Consider the following 15303-nt stretch of genomic DNA (forward strand, 5'->3'; position numbering starts at 1 on the left):
CTCGCTCGGGGCTCAGGCGCCCTTGGCCTTCTCGGTGCGCAGGATCATCCACTTGGCCAGTGCCAGCACCACGAAGGTGATGCAGAACAGCAGGAAGCCCAAGGCGAACAGGGTGTTGAAGTGCAGGCCCTCGGCCTCGCCGAACTCATTGGCCAGCACCGAGGCGATGGAGGTGCCGGGCGAGAACAGCGAGGTGGGCATGCGGTTGGCGTTGCCGATCACGAAGGTGACGGCCATGGTCTCGCCCAGGGCGCGCCCCAGGCCGAGCATGATGCCGCCGATGACGCCCTTCTGCGTGTACGGCAGCACCACCTTGGCGACCACCTCCCAGGTGGTGCAGCCCAGGCCGTAGGCCGATTCGCGCAGGATGGGTGGCGTGATCTCGAAGACGTCGCGCATCACCGCCGCGATGAACGGCAGCACCATGAACGCCAGGATGACGCCCGCCGCCAGGATGCCCAAGCCGTTGGGCGCGCCGCCGAACAGCCAGCCGATCAGGGGCATGCCCATCATCAGCTCGCGCACCGGCACCTGAAAGTAGTCGGCGAACACCGGCGCAAACACGAACAGGCCGAACATGCCGTAGATGATGGACGGCACGGCCGCCAGCAGTTCGATGGCGGTGCCCAGCGGCCGGCGCAGCCACACGGGACAGGTTTCGGTGAGGAAGAGCGCAATGCCGAAGGCCAGCGGCACGCCGAACAGCATGGCGATGCCCGCGCTGAGCAGGGTGCCGACGATCGCGATGGCGGCGCCGTACTGCTCATTGACGATGTCCCACTCCACGGTCCACAGGAACTTCAAGCCAAAGGTCTTGAAGGTGGGCCAGGCGTTGAGGAAGAGGGAAACAATGATGCCCACCAGCGCCACGAGCACCAGCAGCGAGAAAGCCTGGGTCAGGCGGTGAAAGACCAGGTCTTGCCATTGCTGGCGGCGGGCGACGGCCACCATGGCGTCGTCGCTGCGCTGGTCACGCGTACCGGATGGGGAACGGGAGGAAGCCATGCTGGGGTCTGCGCTGCGGGTGGTGGTGTTCATCGGACCCCCTTCGGGCCGTTTATGACGGACTGTATGACAGACATCGGACCGAAAAAACCCACCGGCCGGCCTCTGCCCACCGGTGGGTTCGTCGGGGCCTGGGCCCAGCCGATCAGCGGGCGATCTGCGACCAGACCTTGTCGCGGATCTGGCCGGTCACCGCGTCGGGCATCGGCACGTAGTCCAGGTCGATGGCGGCCTGCTTGCCGTTCTTGAACGCCCAGTCGAAGAACTTGAGCACCTCGGCCGATTGCGCCTTGTCGGCCGGTTGCTTGTACATGAGGATGAACGAGGCGGTGCTGATGGGCCAGCTGTCCTTGCCCTTGGCATTCACCATGGACACGCCCATGCCCGGCACGCTGAACCAGTCCACGCCAGCGGCGGCGGCCGCGAAGCTCTTGTCGTCGGGCTGCACGTATTGGCCGTCGGCGTTCTGCAGGGTCATGTGGGGGATGTTGTTCTTCTTGGCGTAGGCGTACTCAACGTAGCCGATCGCGCCGCGGGTGCGGCTGACGTTGGCGGCCACGCCTTCGTTGCCCTTGCCACCCACCGAGGTGGCGGCCGGCCACTTCACGGCGGCGCCCTTGCCCACGGCGTCGGCCCAGTCCTTGCTGACGGCGCTCAGGTAGTCGGTGAAGTTGAAGGTCGTGCCCGAACCGTCGGCGCGGTGCACCACGGTGATGGCGGTGTTGGGCAGGGTCTTGCCGGGGTTCAGCGCGGCGATCTTGGCATCGTTCCAGGCGGTGATCTTGCCCAGGAACATCTCGGCCAGCACCGGGCCGGTGATGCGCACCGAGCCGGGGGCGAAACCTTCGAGGTTGAACACCGGCACGGTGCCGCCGATGATGGCCGGGAACTGCACCATGGCGTCCTTGTCGAGGTCGGCGCCGCTCACCGGGGCATCGGAGGCACCGAAGGCCACCGTCTTGGCGCGGATCTGGCGCAGACCACCCGACGAGCCGATCGACTGGTAGTTCAGGCCGGTACCCGTCTGAGCCTTGTACATCTCCGCCCACTTGGCATAGATCGGGAACGGGAACGTGGCGCCGGCGCCGGTGATGTCGGCGGCGTGCGCGGTGCCGAGCGCGACGGTGGCCATCGCGGCAGCGGCCAGGGCTTTCAGGAGGGTGCGTTTGCTGTTCATGCGAGGGGTCCTCAGGGGTTGCGGAAAAGGCGGACAAACGGACTTTATGGAGGCTGTGTGACAGCTGCGTGACATCAAAAGCCCGTCATAAAAAGAACCGCCCACGCCACCCCCGCCACCGCCCACGCCCGGGGCATGCGTCACAATTGGCGCCTCGCCTCCCTGCGGGGTTCACCCGCACGCCCCCCATTTCTCCATGCAAAACGGAACCCTCCTCGCCGCCGTTGACCTCGGCTCGAACAGCTTTCGCCTGGAGATCGGCCGCTACCACGCCGGCCACATCGAGCGGGTGGAGTACCTGAAGGAAACGGTGCGCCAGGGCAACGGGCTGGACGAGGAGAAAAACCTGGGTTCGGCCGCCATGGTGCGCGGCTGGGAATGCCTGGCGCGCTTCGGCGAGCGCTTGCAGGGCTTCAAGAAGCAGCAGGTGCGCGCCGTGGCCACGCAGACCTTGCGCGAGGCCCGCAACCGGGACGAATTCCTCAACCGGGCGCAGCAGGTGCTGGGCTTTCCGATCGAGGTGGTTTCGGGCCACGAGGAGGCGCGGCTGATCTACCAGGGCGTCTCGCGGCTGCTGCCGCATTCCGACGAGCGCCGCCTGGTGGTGGACATCGGCGGGCGCTCCACCGAAATGATCATGGGCCAAGGCTACACCGCCGAGGTGCTGGAGTCCTATCGGCTGGGCAGCGTGGCCTGGTCCTCGCGCTACTTCCCGCGCGGCCAGTTCACCGCGTCCACGCTCAAGACCGCCGAGGTGGCCGCCAAGGCCGTGCTGGACGAGGCGCTGGACAAGTTCCCGCCCGCGCAATGGCACGTCGCCTACGGCTCCTCCGGCACGGTGGGCTCCATCGCCGACATGCTGGGTGCCAACGGCTGGGCCATGGGACTGATCACCCGCTCCGGCCTGGACTGGCTGACCGAGCGGCTGCTGCGCGCCGGCCACGTGGACAACCTGCGCCTCGACGGCCTGAAGGACGACCGCCGTCCCGTGCTGGCGGGCGGCCTGGCGGTGTTGCGCGCGATCTTCGACCTCTACGGCCTGGACCAGATGCTGCCCGCGCAGGGCGCGCTGCGCCACGGCGCGCTGTACGACCTGATCGATCGCGAGAGCGATGGCGGTGATGTGCGCGAGCGCACCGTGCGCTGGCTGGCGCAGCGCTTCTCGGCCGACGAGGCGCAGGCACGCCGCGTGGGCGAGGTGGCCAATGCCCTGTTCTCGCAGATCGCCGCGCCGGACGAGCAGGACAGCCGCTACTCGCAGAAGCTGGCCTGGGCCGCGCAGCTGCACGAGATCGGCTCGCACATCTCGCACGAGCGCAACCACCACCACGGGGCCTACATCCTGGACAACCTGGACGCACCGGGTTTCTCGCTGCGCGAACTGCACCGCATGAGCGAACTGGTGCTGGGCCAGCGCGGCAAGCTGCGCAAGCTGGAGCAGTCGCTGCAGGACGAGCTGTTCGCCAAACAGCTCATCTGCCTGCGACTGGCGGTGCTGCTGTGCCACGCGCGCCAGATGCCCGAATACCAGGCGATGCGCCTGAGCTACAAGTCGGGCGCTTTCAAGCTGTCCACGCCATCGGGCTGGGCCCGGCGCTTCCCGCAGTCTGCCTGGCTGCTGGGTGAAGAGGTACAGGCCTGGCAGAAGGTGTCGGCCTGGAAGTTCACGGCGGACGTCCGCTGAGCCGCCCCCGATCTTTCATATAAACCGTTTATACGGTTTATACTGAACGCCTCTTATTCACCGAGGAGCGTTCATGGCCCCAGCCACCGACAAGTCCACCAGCAAGAAGCCCAAGCTCGTTCGCGACAGCTTCACCATCCCGAAGAACGAGTTCGCCGCGATCGAAACGCTCAAGACCCGCGCCATCGCGCTGGGCATCAGCGTCAAGAAGAGCGAGTTGCTGCGCGCCGGACTGATGGTGCTGCAAGGCCTGAGCGACGCCGCCTACAAGACCGCCGTGGCCACCGTGCCCACACTCAAGACCGGCCGGCCGGCCGCCAAGGCACCCTCCGCCCCGCCGGCCCCGTCGAAGCGAAAGGCCGCGGCGAAGAAGCCAGCGGCCAAGAAGGCCCCCCAAGCCGCCACAAAACCCGTTGCCAAGGCCGCCCCGAAGGCGCCGGCAAAGACCGCCGCAAAACCCACGGCCAAAGCCGCGGCGAAGCCGGCCCCCGCCAGGAAGGCCGCTCCCCGCAAGGCGCCCGCCAAGGCCGCCTGAGCCGGCGTCACAGCATCTCGGGCGTCTGCACCGTCACGACCACGGTCTCGCCCACGCCGGCGCGCTCGCGGTGGCGCAGCCACCACAGCGCGCCTTTTTTCACCGAGCAATCGTCCTCGGTGAAACCGAGCAGGCGCGCGACCACCTGGCCCAGCGTGGGCTGGTGGCCCACCACCAGCACGGGGCTTTTGCCCGCCGGCCATTGCACCAGGTCCAGCAGGGCCTCGGCGCTGGCCTCGGGCGCGATCGCCTCGCTCAGCTTGTAGCGCCGGCCCAGCGCCATCACCGTCTGCTCGCAACGAGCGGCCGGGCTGCTCCAGACCCGCGCGCCCTCGGGCAGTTGGCGGTCCAGCCAGGCCGCCATCCGCGCGGCCTGCTTCTCGCCGCGCGGCGTGAGCCGGCGCGCCAGGTCGTGGCGGTCGCCCGGCAGGCCCTCGGCCGGGTCGGGGTGGTCCTGCGCTTCGGCGTGGCGCCACAGGATCAGGTCCATGCCGCGCACCGTCATGGCCATGCCTTCAGCCTTTCCCGCCATGCCGGGCCATCAGGCTGGCCTGGGCCGACTGCAAGTGGTGGCGCTGGCGCCCCGAGGCGCCCTGCCCGGCCGGCACATAGCGGCCGTCTGGCTGCAGCAGCCAGGCATCGCGCGTGTCGTGCAGATAGGCGTTGAGGCATTCGTCCACGATGCGCTGGCGCAGGGCCGGATCGGTCACCGGCCAGGCCAGCTCCACGCGGCGCAGCATGTTGCGGTTCATCCAGTCGGCGCTGGCCAGCCAGACCTCTTCCTCGCCGCCCACGCGGAAGTGGTACACGCGCGAATGCTCCAGCAGCCGGCCGATGACCGAGCGCACGCGCACGTTGTCGGTGAAGCCAGGCACGCCGGCCGGCAGTACGCAGGCGCCGCGCACGATGAGGTCGATCTTCACACCCTGCTGCGAGGCCGCGGCCAGCGCGCGCGCCAGCGGTTCGTCGGTGAGCGCGTTCATCTTCAGCGTGATGCGCGCGTCCTGCCCGCGTGACGCGGCCTCGCCGGCGGCGGCCACCTTGTCGAGCATGGCCTTGTGCAGCAGGAAGGGCGCGATCAGCGCCTTGTTGAGCCGAGCAAGGCGGTTCTGGCTGGCCAGATGCAGGAAAACCTGGTCCACGTCGGCGGTGAGCGCCTCGTCCGCCGTGAGGGTGCTCAGGTCGGTGTAGACGCGCGCGGTGCCGGGGTTGTAGTTGCCGGTGGACAGGTGCGCGTAGCGGCGCAGGCCTTCGGCCTCGCGGCGCGTGATCAGCAGCATCTTGGCGTGCGTCTTGAGGCCAACCACCCCGTACACCACCTGCGCGCCCACGGACTCCAGGCGCTCGGCGTAGTTGATGTTGGCTTCCTCGTCGAAGCGGGCCTTGAGCTCCACCACAGCCGTCACTTCCTTGCCGCGGCGCACTGCCTCGCGCAGCAGATCCATGAGCTCGCTCTTGGCACCCGTGCGGTAGATGGTCTGCTTGATCGCCAGCACGTCGGGGTCTTCCACCGCCTCGCGCAGGAAGGACAGCACCGCGTCGAAGCTCTCGTACGGCTGGTGGATGAGCACGTCGCCCTGGCGCAGCCGCTCGAAGAAGGACTGGCCCGGCGTGAGCTGCAGCGGCCAGCCGGGCAGGTAGGGCTCGAAGCGCAGCTCGGGCGCGTCGACCTTGTCGATGAGCTGGTTCAAGCGCACCAGGTTCACCGGGCCGGGCACGCGGTACAGGCAGGCCTCGGGCAGGCCGAACTGCTCCAGCAGGAAGTCGGACAGGAAGGTGGAGGCACCGGCCGAGACCTCCAGCCGCAGCGCCTGACCGTAGTGGCGCTGCTGCAGGCCCTTGCGCAGCGCGGTGCGCAGGTTCTTCACCTCTTCCTCGTCCACCGCCAGGTCGGAGTGGCGCGTGACGCGGAACTGCGAAAACTCGGTCACCTGGCGGCCAGGGAACAGGTCGCCCAGGTGCGTGCGGATCAGGCTGGAGATGGAGACGAAATGAATCTGCCGCGAGCCCTTCACCGACGGCAGGCGGAAGAAGCGCGGCAGGATGCGCGGCACCTTGACGATGGCGATCTCGTTTTCGCGGCCGAAGGCGTCCTTGCCTGTGAGGCGCACGATGAAGTTGAGCGACTTGTTCGCCACCTGCGGAAACGGGTGCGCCGGGTCCAGGCCCACGGGCATCAGCAGGGGTTGCACCTCGTTGTGGAAGATCTCGCGCACATGGCGGCGCTGGCGCGCGTTGCGCTCGCTGTGGGCGACGATCTTGATGCCCTTCTTCTCCAGCGCGGGCAGCAGCTCATCGTTGTAGATGGCGTACTGCTGAGCCACCAGCTCGTGCACCTTGGCCGACAGAGCATCAAAGGTCTGGGCGGTGTAGAGGCCGCGCGTCTCGTGGGCCTTGGCCGCCGCCAGCTGAGGCGCCATGCGCACCTCGAAGAATTCGTCCAGGTTGCTGGAGACGATGCTGAGGTAGCGCAGGCGCTCCAGTTCGGGCACATCGGGGCGGCGCGCCCAGTCCATGACGCGTTCGTTGAACGCGAGGATGCTGTGGTCGCGATCGAGAAGGGAAAAGCGCGGAATGGAGGCGGAGCCGGTCATGCGCCGATTATGGTTTGGCCGCGCGCGTTTTCACCATGCGCGATGCCGTCGGGCAAGGCGCCCGGCGCCCAGTGCACCAATTCCAGCCGGCCGTCCAGGTGCTCCACCAGGGCCGACAGGCTTTCCACCCAATCGCCGTCGTTGCAGTACAGCGTGCCATCGATGCTGCGCATCTCGGGCCGGTGGATGTGGCCGCAGACCACGCCGTGGTAACCGCGCGAGCGGGCCTCGGCCGCCACGGCGCGCTCGAAGTCCATCACGTAGTTCAGGGCCTTCTTGACCTTGTGCTTGAGGTACTGCGAGAGCGACCAGTACGGCAGGCCCAGGCGCGCCCGCAGCGAATTCAGGTGGCGGTTCAGGCGCAGCAGCAGCTCGTAGGCGTTGTCCCCCAGGTAGGCCAGCCACTTCGCGCACTGGATCACGCCGTCGAAGTGGTCGCCGTGCACCACCCACAGGCGACGGCCGTCGGCCGTGAGGTGCACGGCTTCGTTGCTGACCTCGATGCCACCGAACTGGTGGCCGTCGAACTGACGCGCGAACTCGTCGTGGTTGCCGGGCACGAAGACCACGCGGCAGCCCTTGCGGGCGCGGCGCAGCAGCTTCTGTACCACGTCGTTGTGCGACTGCGGCCAGAACCATTTGCGGCGCAGTTGCCAGCCGTCGATGATGTCGCCGACCAGGTACAGGGTTTCGCTCGGGTGCTGCTTGAGGAATTCCAGCAGCTGGCGCGCCTGGCAACCGGCCGTGCCCAGGTGCAGGTCGGAGATGAAAACGGCCCGGAAGCGGGCGCGCTCCGGGCCGTCGGGGGTGGTGTCGCCATCGTCGGTGTCGTCGGCCCCCAGGTCGATGGGCAGGGCGCCGCCGCCCCCGGCCGGCAGGCGCGAGCGCGCCGCCCAGCCACCCAGTGCATCAAAAGCGGATCGCATCAGGCGTTCCCCAGCAGGTGCTTGCGGTAGCGCGCGGGCAGATCCCCCAGGCGCATCAGCATGGGCAGGTCGGCGGTGTTGAAGTCGGGGTCCCAGGCCGGCGGCCCCAGCACCTTGGCGCCCAGCCGCAGATAGCCCTTGATGAGGGCCGGCGGCTCCACCTCGAGCGAGCCGTCCAGCCGGTCGACCGGCAGCGGCAGGCGCGGGCGGACGTGCCAGTCGATGGGCGCCAGGTGGCGCTCGCGCACCTGGCGCCAGAGGCTGGCGGCCAAGCGGCCGTCGTGCTGCATGGGGATGCTGGCGCAGCCGATCATCACGTCCAGCGCATTGCGCTGCATGAAGTCGCCCAGCGCGCCCCACAGGGCCAGGATCACGCCGCCCTGGCGATGCGCCGGGTGCACGCAGCTGCGCCCCAGCTCCACCATGCGATCGCGCACCTGGCGCAGGCGGGTGAGGTCGAACTCGGTGTCGCTGTAGGTGCTGCCCACGCGGCGCGCCTGCACGGGCGTGAGCACGCGGTAGGTGCCGATCACCGCCCCGGTCGCGGAATCGCACACCAGCAGGTGCTCGCAGAAATCGTCGAAAAGGTCGATGTCGTGGCCGGGCAGCGGCGTGGACAGCCGCGCACCCATCTCGCCCGCGAAGACCTCGAAGCGCAGGCGCTGCGCCGCGCGCACGTCGTCGAGGTGGCGCGCCCAGCGCACCTGCAGACCGCTGGCACGCTCGGGCGCGGGCGGGGCCATGGGCGGCGCCAGCGCCGCGGAGATCAAGGTCTTGTCCATGGCCTTTCATGCTGCGGCGCTTGCGTGGCGCGCCCATGGCAAGCCAATGACCGTTCCGTGACTCGGCGCGGGGCACGGGCTGACACAATGGCGCCCGTGTCCGCCGCCCTGAACCTCTGCCCCCACCCCGAATCGCCGCGCATCGAGCTGTCGGTCTCGGTGCTGGTGAGCGCCGAGCCGCGCGAGCTGGTGCTGCACTACCGCGTGCGCGGCGACACCGCCGCGGTGCGCTGGCCCGAACCCCAGGGTGGCGGCATGGCCGACGGCCTGTGGCGCCACACCTGCTTCGAGGCCTTCATCGGCCAGCCCGGCCAGGGCGCCTACCGCGAGTTCAACTTCTCCCCCTCGGGCCAGTGGGCCGACTACGCCTTCAGCCGCACGCGCGTGCGCGATGCGCTGAGGGGACCGCTGCACGCGCCCCTGATCGAACGGCGCGACACGGCCGAGGGCGTCGAACTCGTCGCCGTGCTCGATCGCCGGCAACTGCCGCCCGGGCCCTGGCAGCTGGGCCTGAGCACCGTGATCGAAGACCAGCACGGCCAAGTCTCGCACTGGGCCTTGCACCACCCCCGACCCACACCCGATTTCCACGACCCCGCGGGCTGGACACTGCGCCTGCCCGCCGACTGAACACACCGCCCATGCAATTCGGCATCGAACGTTTCCTGAACGATCCCGCGCTGCGCGCGCCCCTGGCCGGTCGGCGCGTCGCCGTGCTGGCCCATCCCGCCTCCGTCACGCGCGACCTCACCCACAGCCTGGACGCCCTGGCCGCCCTGCCCGACCTCCAGCTCAGCGCGGCCTTCGGCCCGCAGCACGGGCTGCGCGGCGACAAGCAGGACAACATGGTCGAGTCGCCCGACTACACCGACCCCCGCTGGGGCATCCCGGTGTTCAGCCTGTACGGCGAGGTGCGCCGCCCCAGCGACGCCATGATGGACAGCTTCGACGTGCTGCTCGTCGACCTGCAGGACCTGGGCTGCCGCATCTATACCTTCATCACCACACTGCGCTACGTGCTGGAAGCCGCCGCGCGCCGGGGCAAGGCCGTGTGGGTACTGGACCGGCCCAACCCGGCGGGCCGCCCGGTGGAAGGCCTCACGCTGCGCGAGGGCTGGGAGAGCTTCGTGGGCGCCGGCCCCATGCCCATGCGGCACGGCCTCACCATGGGCGAGCTGGGCCAGTGGTTCATCGCCACGCTGGGCCTGTCGCTGGAGTACCGCGTGATCGCCATGGACGGCTGGCGGCCGGACGAGGCGCCGGGCTTCGGCTGGCCCATCGGCGAGCGCAGCTGGGTCAACCCCAGCCCGAACGCGCCCAACCTGTCGATGGCGCGCGCCTACGCGGGCACGGTCATGCTGGAAGGCACCACGCTCAGCGAAGGCCGGGGCACCACACGGCCGCTGGAGCTGTTCGGCGCCCCCGACATCGACACCACGCGCCTGCTGGCCGACATGCGCCGGATCGCACCGCAATGGCTGCGCGGCTGCGTGCTGCGCGAATGCTGGTTCGAGCCCACCTTCCACAAGCACGCAAGCCAGCTGTGCGCTGGCGTGCAGATCCATGTGGAAGACCCCGCGCACTACGACCACGGGGCCTTCCAGCCCTGGCGCCTGCAGGCCCTGGCCTTTCGTGCCATCCGCCTGCAGCGGCCCGACTACCCGCTGTGGCGCGACTTCCCCTACGAGTACGAGCGCGACCGCCTGGCCATCGACCTCATCAACGGCGGCCCCCTGCTGCGCGAGTGGGTGGACGATGTGGACGCGCCGCCCGAGGCACTGGACGCGCCGGCGCGGGCCGACGAGGCCGCGTGGACCGAGGCGCGCCGACCCTTCCTGCTCTACTGAGTTGCTGAGCGCGCCCGCGCCTCAGTCCAGCCACTTCTGCAGGAACTGCGCGGTCCCCATCGAGGGATCGAGCTGGTAACCCGCAAAGCCCACGCGCTGGTACAGCCGCATGGCGGGCGCGTTGCCCGACAGCACCTCCAGCGTGAGCTTGCAGGCGCCGCGCTCGCGCGCGAGGCGCTCCACCTCGGCCAGCATGGCCTCGGCGATGCCGCGGCCGCGGTGGCTGGCGAGCACCGCGACGTCGTGCACGTTCACCAGCGGCAGGCACTTGAAGGTAGAAAACCCCTCGATGCAGTTGACCAGGCCCACGGCGGCCTCGCCATCGAAGGCCAGCACGCTGAAGGCGTGGGGCCGGCTCGCGAGTTCGGGCACCAGCCGCGAGCGCGCAAAGTCGCTCAGGGGCTCGCCGCCACCGGCCGGGTCGCTGGCGTAGGCGTCGAGCAGGGCCACGATGGCGCGCGCGTCGCTGGGGCGGCCGTAGTCGGCGCGGCGCACCGAGAAAGCGGCGGCCATCAGGCGGCCCTCGCCGCCTCGGCGAGGCGTTCGGCGCTGGCCTTGGCCACGGTGGCGTCGCGCGCCTCCACCATCACACGCAGCAGCGGCTCGGTGCCGCTGGCCCGGATCAGCACGCGGCCAGCCTCGCCGAGCTCGCCCTCCACCGCCTGCGTGGTGTCGGCCAGGCGCCGGTTGGTCTTCCAGTCCTGCCCGGGCTGCAGGCGCACGTTGATGAGCGTCTGCGGAAACAGGGTCACGTCGGCCAGCAGCTGCGCCAGCGTCTTGCCACTGCCCACGCAGGCATAGAGCACCTGCAGGGCCGAGACCAGGCCATCGCCCGTGGAATGGCGGTCGAGCACCAGCAGGTGGCCCGAGCCCTCTCCGCCCAGCGTCCAGCCGTGGCGCTCCAGTTCTTCGAGCACGTAGCGGTCGCCCACCTTGGCGCGCACGAAGCGCACGCCGCGCGCCTTGAGCGCCACCTCCACCGCCATGTTGGTCATGAGCGTGCCCACCACGCCGGGCACGTCTTCGTCGCGCGCCAGGCGGTCGGTCACCATCAGGTAGAGCAGCTCGTCGCCGTTGTAGAGCCGGCCGTGGCGGTCGGCCATCTGCAGGCGGTCGGCGTCGCCGTCGAGCGCGATGCCGTAGTCCGCTCCGTGCTCACGCACCGCCGCCAGCAGGGCCTCGGGGTGGGTGGCGCCCACCCCGGCGTTGATGTTCAGGCCGTCGGGAGAGCAGCCGATCTTGACCACCTCGGCACCCAGCTCGTGGAACACGGCGGGGGCGATGTGGTACGCCGCGCCGTGCGCCGCGTCGACCACGATCTTCAGGCCCTTGAGGCTCAGGTTCTGCGGGCAGGTGCTCTTGCAGAACTCGATGTAGCGGCCCGCGGCGTCGTCGAGCCGGCGCGACTTGCCCAGTCCGGCCGCCGGCACCCAGACCGGGGGCTCATCGAGCGCGGCCTCGACATCGAGCTCCCACTGGTCGGGCAGCTTGGTGCCCTGCGCGCTGAAGAACTTGATGCCGTTGTCGGCGAAGGGGTTGTGGCTGGCCGAAATGACCACGCCCAGGCTGGCGCGCTGCGCGCGCGTGAGATAGGCCACCGCCGGCGTGGGCACCGGCCCCAGCAGCAGCACGTCCACGCCCGCCGAGTTGAAGCCCGACTCGAGCGCGGCCTCGAGCATGTAGCCGGAAATGCGCGTGTCCTTGCCGATCAGCACCGTGGGGTGGGTTTCGGTGCGCTTGAGCACGCGCCCCACCGCGTGCGCCAGGCGCAGCACGAAATCGGGGGTGATCGGGGCTTGACCGACGGTGCCGCGGATGCCGTCGGTGCCAAAGTACTGCCGGGCCATGTCTTGTTCTCCTGGGAATGGCTTGTTTTGTGTGACCTTTTGATTATCGCGATCCCCTGGGGTGAACGGCCGCCTTCAGCGTGCGGCCTGCCACACCTTGAGGGCCTCGACCGTGGCGCGCACGTCGTGCACGCGCAGCACGCGCGCACCCCGCTCGACCGCCAGCACCGCGGCGGCCACGCTCGCGTGCACGCGCTCAGCGGGGCTCTGCACGCCCGTGACCGCGCCCAGCGAGGACTTGCGCGACCAGCCCGCCAGCAGCGGATACCCCTCGTCCAGCAGCTCGGCCTGGCGCGCAAGCAGACTGAAGTTCTGCGCCACCGTCTTGCCGAAACCGATGCCGGGATCGAGCACGATGCGATCGCGCGCCACGCCGCGCTCGCGCAAGGCTTGGGCGCGCTCGCGCAGGAAACCGCGCACCACGGGCAGCACGTCGCCCTCCAGCGGCGCCACCTGCATGGTCAAGGGATCGCGGTGCATGTGCATCAGGCACACGCCCGCGCGCGGATGGGTGGCCACCACCTCGAGCGCGTCGCCTTGGCGCAGGGCCCAGATGTCGTTGACGATGTCGGCGCCGAGGTCCAGCACGGCGCGCATCACCTCCGGCTTGTTCGTGTCCACGGACAGGGGCACGTTGAGGCGCAAGGCCTCGCGCAGCACGGGCAGCACGCGCGCCAGCTCCTCGTCCGGCGGCACGGGCAGGCTGCCCGGGCGGGTGGACTCCCCGCCGATGTCCAGCAGCTGCGCGCCCTCGGCCACCAGCCGCTCGGCGTGCACGATCGCCGCGCGCGCGCTGGCATGCTGGCCACCGTCGGAGAAGGAGTCGGGCGTGACGTTGACGATGCCCATCACGCGGGGCTCGGTGAGGTCGATATCGAAGCGGGTGGTGATCCAGCGCATGGCGCTCACGTGGGCGGGAAAAGAAAACGGGGCCGATGAGGGCCCCGTTCGGGTGGTGTGGGTGTTGTTGGCGATCAGGCCGCGTTGGGCGCCGGGTCGGGCGTCACGGTGGACGAGCCGCCGCCGCTGCCGCCGCCACCCACGGGGTTGCGCGGCGTCCAGTCCTTGGGCGGACGCGGTGGCTTGCCGGCCATGATGTCGTCGAGTTGCTCGCCGTCGATGGTCTCCCATTCGAGCAGGGCCTTGGCCATGGCGTGCATCTTGTCGGCGTGCTCCTCGATCAGGCGGCGCGCCTCGGCGTACTGCTCGTCGATGATGCGGCGCACCTCGGAGTCGACCTTCTGCATGGTCTGCTCGGAGATGTTGGTCGTCTTGGTGACCGAGCGGCCCAGGAAGACCTCGCCCTCGTTCTCGGCGTAGACCATCGGGCCCAGGGCGTCGGTCATGCCGTAGCGCATCACCATGTCACGCGCGATGTGCGTGGCGCGCTCGAAGTCGTTGCTGGCACCGGTGGTCATCTGGTTCATGAACACCTCTTCCGCGATGCGGCCGCCGAACAGCATGCTGATCTGGTTGAGCATGTACTCGCGGTCGTAGCTGTAGCGGTCCTTCTCGGGCAGGCTCATGGTCACGCCCAGCGCGCGCCCGCGCGGGATGATGGTGACCTTGTGCACCGGGTCGCACTTGGGCAGCAGCTTGCCGATGAGCGCGTGGCCGGCCTCATGGTAGGCCGTGTTGCGGCGCTCTTCCTCGGGCATGACCATGCTCTTGCGCTCGGGGCCCATGAGGATCTTGTCCTTGGCCTTCTCGAAGTCCTGCATCTCCACGGTGCGCGCGTTGCGGCGGGCGGCCATCAGCGCGGCCTCGTTGCAGAGGTTGGCCAGGTCGGCGCCACTCATGCCCGGCGTGCCGCGCGCGATGATGGCGGCGTTCACGTCGGTGCCCAGCGGAATCTTGCGCATGTGCACATTGAGGATCTGCTCGCGGCCGCGGATGTCGGGCAGCGTCACGTAGACCTGGCGGTCGAAGCGGCCCGGGCGCAGCAGCGCGGCGTCGAGGATGTCGGGGCGGTTGGTGGCGGCCACCACGATCACGCCCAGGTTGGTCTCGAAGCCGTCCATCTCGACCAGCATCTGGTTGAGGGTCTGCTCGCGCTCGTCGTTGCCGCCGCCGAGGCCGGCACCGCGCTGGCGGCCGACCGCGTCGATCTCGTCGATGAAGATGATGCAGGGGGCGTTCTTCTTGGCGTTCTCGAACATGTCGCGCACGCGGGCCGCGCCCACGCCAACGAACATCTCCACGAAGTCGGAGCCCGAGATGCTGAAGAACGGCACCTTGGCCTCGCCCGCGATGGACTTGGCCAGCAGGGTCTTGCCGGTGCCCGGCGGGCCCACGAGCAGCAGGCCGCGCGGAATGCGCCCACCCAGTTTCTGGAATTTCTGCGGGTCCTTCAGGAAGTCGACGACCTCCTTCACCTCTTCCTTGGCCTCGTCGCAGCCAGCAACGTCGGCGAAGGTCACGGTGTTGTTGTTCTCGTCGAGCATGCGCGCCTTGCTCTTGCCGAAGCTGAAGGCACCGCCCTTGCCACCGCCCTGCATCTGCCGCATGAAGTAGATCCAGACGCCGATCAGCAGCAGCATGGGGCCCCAGCTCACGAGCAGGGTCATCAGCAGCGAGCCTTCTTCGCGCGGGCGCACGTCGAACTTGACGTCGTAATTGATGAGGTCGCCGACCAGGCCCCGGTCGAGGTAGGTGGCGGTGGTGCGCACGCGCCGGTCGTCCTGGGTGACGGCCACGATTTCGGTGCCGCCCTGGCCTTCCTGGATGGTGGCGCTCTTGATCTGGCGGGCCTTGACCTGGTCAAGGAACTCGGAGTACCCGATGTACCCCGCGCCTGCGGTCGAACGGCCGTCGAACTGCTTGAAGACCGTGAAGAGCACCATGGCGATGACCATCCACACGGCGATTTTCGAGAACCACTGGTTGTTCAACTGCTGCTCCTGGGT

14 protein-coding genes are annotated in these 15303 nt (G+C 69.2%); 4 read left to right on the forward strand and 10 right to left on the reverse strand.

Annotated elements, in window-relative coordinates; genetic code table 11:
- Nucleotides 1-12: 12 nt before the first annotated feature.
- Together pstC and pstS are read right to left on the reverse strand one after the other, a co-directional pair.
- Nucleotides 13-1005 (reverse strand): phosphate ABC transporter permease subunit PstC, encoded by a 993-nt coding sequence (gene pstC, locus BHU06_RS04700; protein WP_175442804.1) that lies wholly within the window; start codon nt 1003-1005, stop codon nt 13-15.
- A 145-nt stretch (nt 1006-1150) separates the two neighbouring features.
- Nucleotides 1151-2182: a phosphate ABC transporter substrate-binding protein PstS gene (gene pstS, locus BHU06_RS04705; protein ID WP_070397991.1), complete on the reverse strand. Its 1032-nt coding sequence runs from the start codon at nt 2180-2182 to the stop codon at nt 1151-1153.
- 196 nt (nt 2183-2378) lie between these two features.
- Here pstS and BHU06_RS04710 point away from each other — a divergent pair, with 196 nt between their 5' ends.
- Nucleotides 2379-3866 (forward strand): Ppx/GppA phosphatase family protein, encoded by a 1488-nt coding sequence (locus tag BHU06_RS04710; RefSeq protein WP_070397992.1) that lies wholly within the window; start codon nt 2379-2381, stop codon nt 3864-3866.
- Nucleotides 3867-3939: 73 nt separating this feature from the next.
- On the forward strand, nt 3940-4401 hold the full coding sequence (locus tag BHU06_RS22765; RefSeq protein ID WP_070397993.1) for a hypothetical protein: 462 nt from the start codon (nt 3940-3942) through the stop codon (nt 4399-4401).
- Between the two features lie 7 nt (nt 4402-4408).
- Here the strand turns inward: BHU06_RS22765 and BHU06_RS04720 are convergent, their stop codons facing one another.
- Genes BHU06_RS04720 through BHU06_RS04735 form a run of 4 tightly spaced genes read right to left on the reverse strand, consistent with a single transcriptional unit; the run spans nt 4409 to nt 8664 of the window.
- Nucleotides 4409-4891 carry a histidine phosphatase family protein gene (locus BHU06_RS04720; RefSeq protein ID WP_070398244.1) on the reverse strand — a complete coding sequence of 161 codons (483 nt, stop codon included), beginning with the start codon at nt 4889-4891 and terminating at the stop codon, nt 4409-4411.
- Nucleotides 4892-4916: 25 nt separating this feature from the next.
- The gene (gene ppk1, locus BHU06_RS04725) at nt 4917-6995 is read right to left on the reverse strand and encodes a polyphosphate kinase 1 (RefSeq protein WP_070397994.1); all 2079 of its coding nucleotides are present in this window, start codon (nt 6993-6995) and stop codon (nt 4917-4919) included.
- Nucleotides 6992-7921: a UDP-2,3-diacylglucosamine diphosphatase gene (locus BHU06_RS04730; protein WP_070397995.1), complete on the reverse strand. Its 930-nt coding sequence runs from the start codon at nt 7919-7921 to the stop codon at nt 6992-6994. The genes ppk1 and BHU06_RS04730 overlap by 4 nt, the downstream gene beginning before the upstream one ends.
- On the reverse strand, nt 7921-8664 hold the full coding sequence (locus BHU06_RS04735; protein WP_254668122.1) for a GNAT family N-acetyltransferase: 744 nt from the start codon (nt 8662-8664) through the stop codon (nt 7921-7923). The genes BHU06_RS04730 and BHU06_RS04735 overlap by 1 nt, the downstream gene beginning before the upstream one ends.
- A 135-nt stretch (nt 8665-8799) precedes the next feature.
- Between BHU06_RS04735 and BHU06_RS04740 the strand changes: the two genes are divergently transcribed.
- On the forward strand, nt 8800-9333 hold the full coding sequence (locus tag BHU06_RS04740; protein ID WP_139146951.1) for a DOMON-like domain-containing protein: 534 nt from the start codon (nt 8800-8802) through the stop codon (nt 9331-9333).
- Between the two features lie 11 nt (nt 9334-9344).
- Complete coding sequence (locus BHU06_RS04745) at nt 9345-10550, forward strand: exo-beta-N-acetylmuramidase NamZ domain-containing protein (RefSeq protein WP_070397997.1); 1206 nt, start codon at nt 9345-9347, stop codon at nt 10548-10550.
- A 21-nt stretch (nt 10551-10571) separates the two neighbouring features.
- Here the strand turns inward: BHU06_RS04745 and BHU06_RS04750 are convergent, their stop codons facing one another.
- The 4 genes from BHU06_RS04750 to ftsH all read right to left on the reverse strand — a co-directional run bounded on the left by BHU06_RS04750 (nt 10572) and on the right by ftsH (nt 15288).
- Entirely contained in the window at nt 10572-11063 is a 492-nt protein-coding gene (locus tag BHU06_RS04750; protein ID WP_070397998.1) for a GNAT family N-acetyltransferase, read from the reverse strand.
- Complete coding sequence (glmM, locus tag BHU06_RS04755; RefSeq protein ID WP_070397999.1) at nt 11063-12397, reverse strand: phosphoglucosamine mutase; 1335 nt, start codon at nt 12395-12397, stop codon at nt 11063-11065. Before glmM ends, BHU06_RS04750 begins: the two co-directional genes overlap by 1 nt.
- Before the next feature lie 75 nt (nt 12398-12472).
- Complete coding sequence (gene folP, locus BHU06_RS04760) at nt 12473-13297, reverse strand: dihydropteroate synthase (RefSeq protein WP_070398247.1); 825 nt, start codon at nt 13295-13297, stop codon at nt 12473-12475.
- A gap of 74 nt (nt 13298-13371) precedes the next feature.
- A complete protein-coding gene (ftsH, locus tag BHU06_RS04765) occupies nt 13372-15288 on the reverse strand; it encodes an ATP-dependent zinc metalloprotease FtsH (RefSeq protein ID WP_070398246.1) in 1917 nt (638 codons plus the stop codon).
- Nucleotides 15289-15303: the final 15 nt, after the last annotated feature.

Source organism: Hydrogenophaga sp. PML113 (assembly GCF_001777155.1).
GTDB classification, from domain to species: Bacteria; Pseudomonadota; Gammaproteobacteria; order Burkholderiales; family Burkholderiaceae_C; genus Hydrogenophaga; species Hydrogenophaga borbori.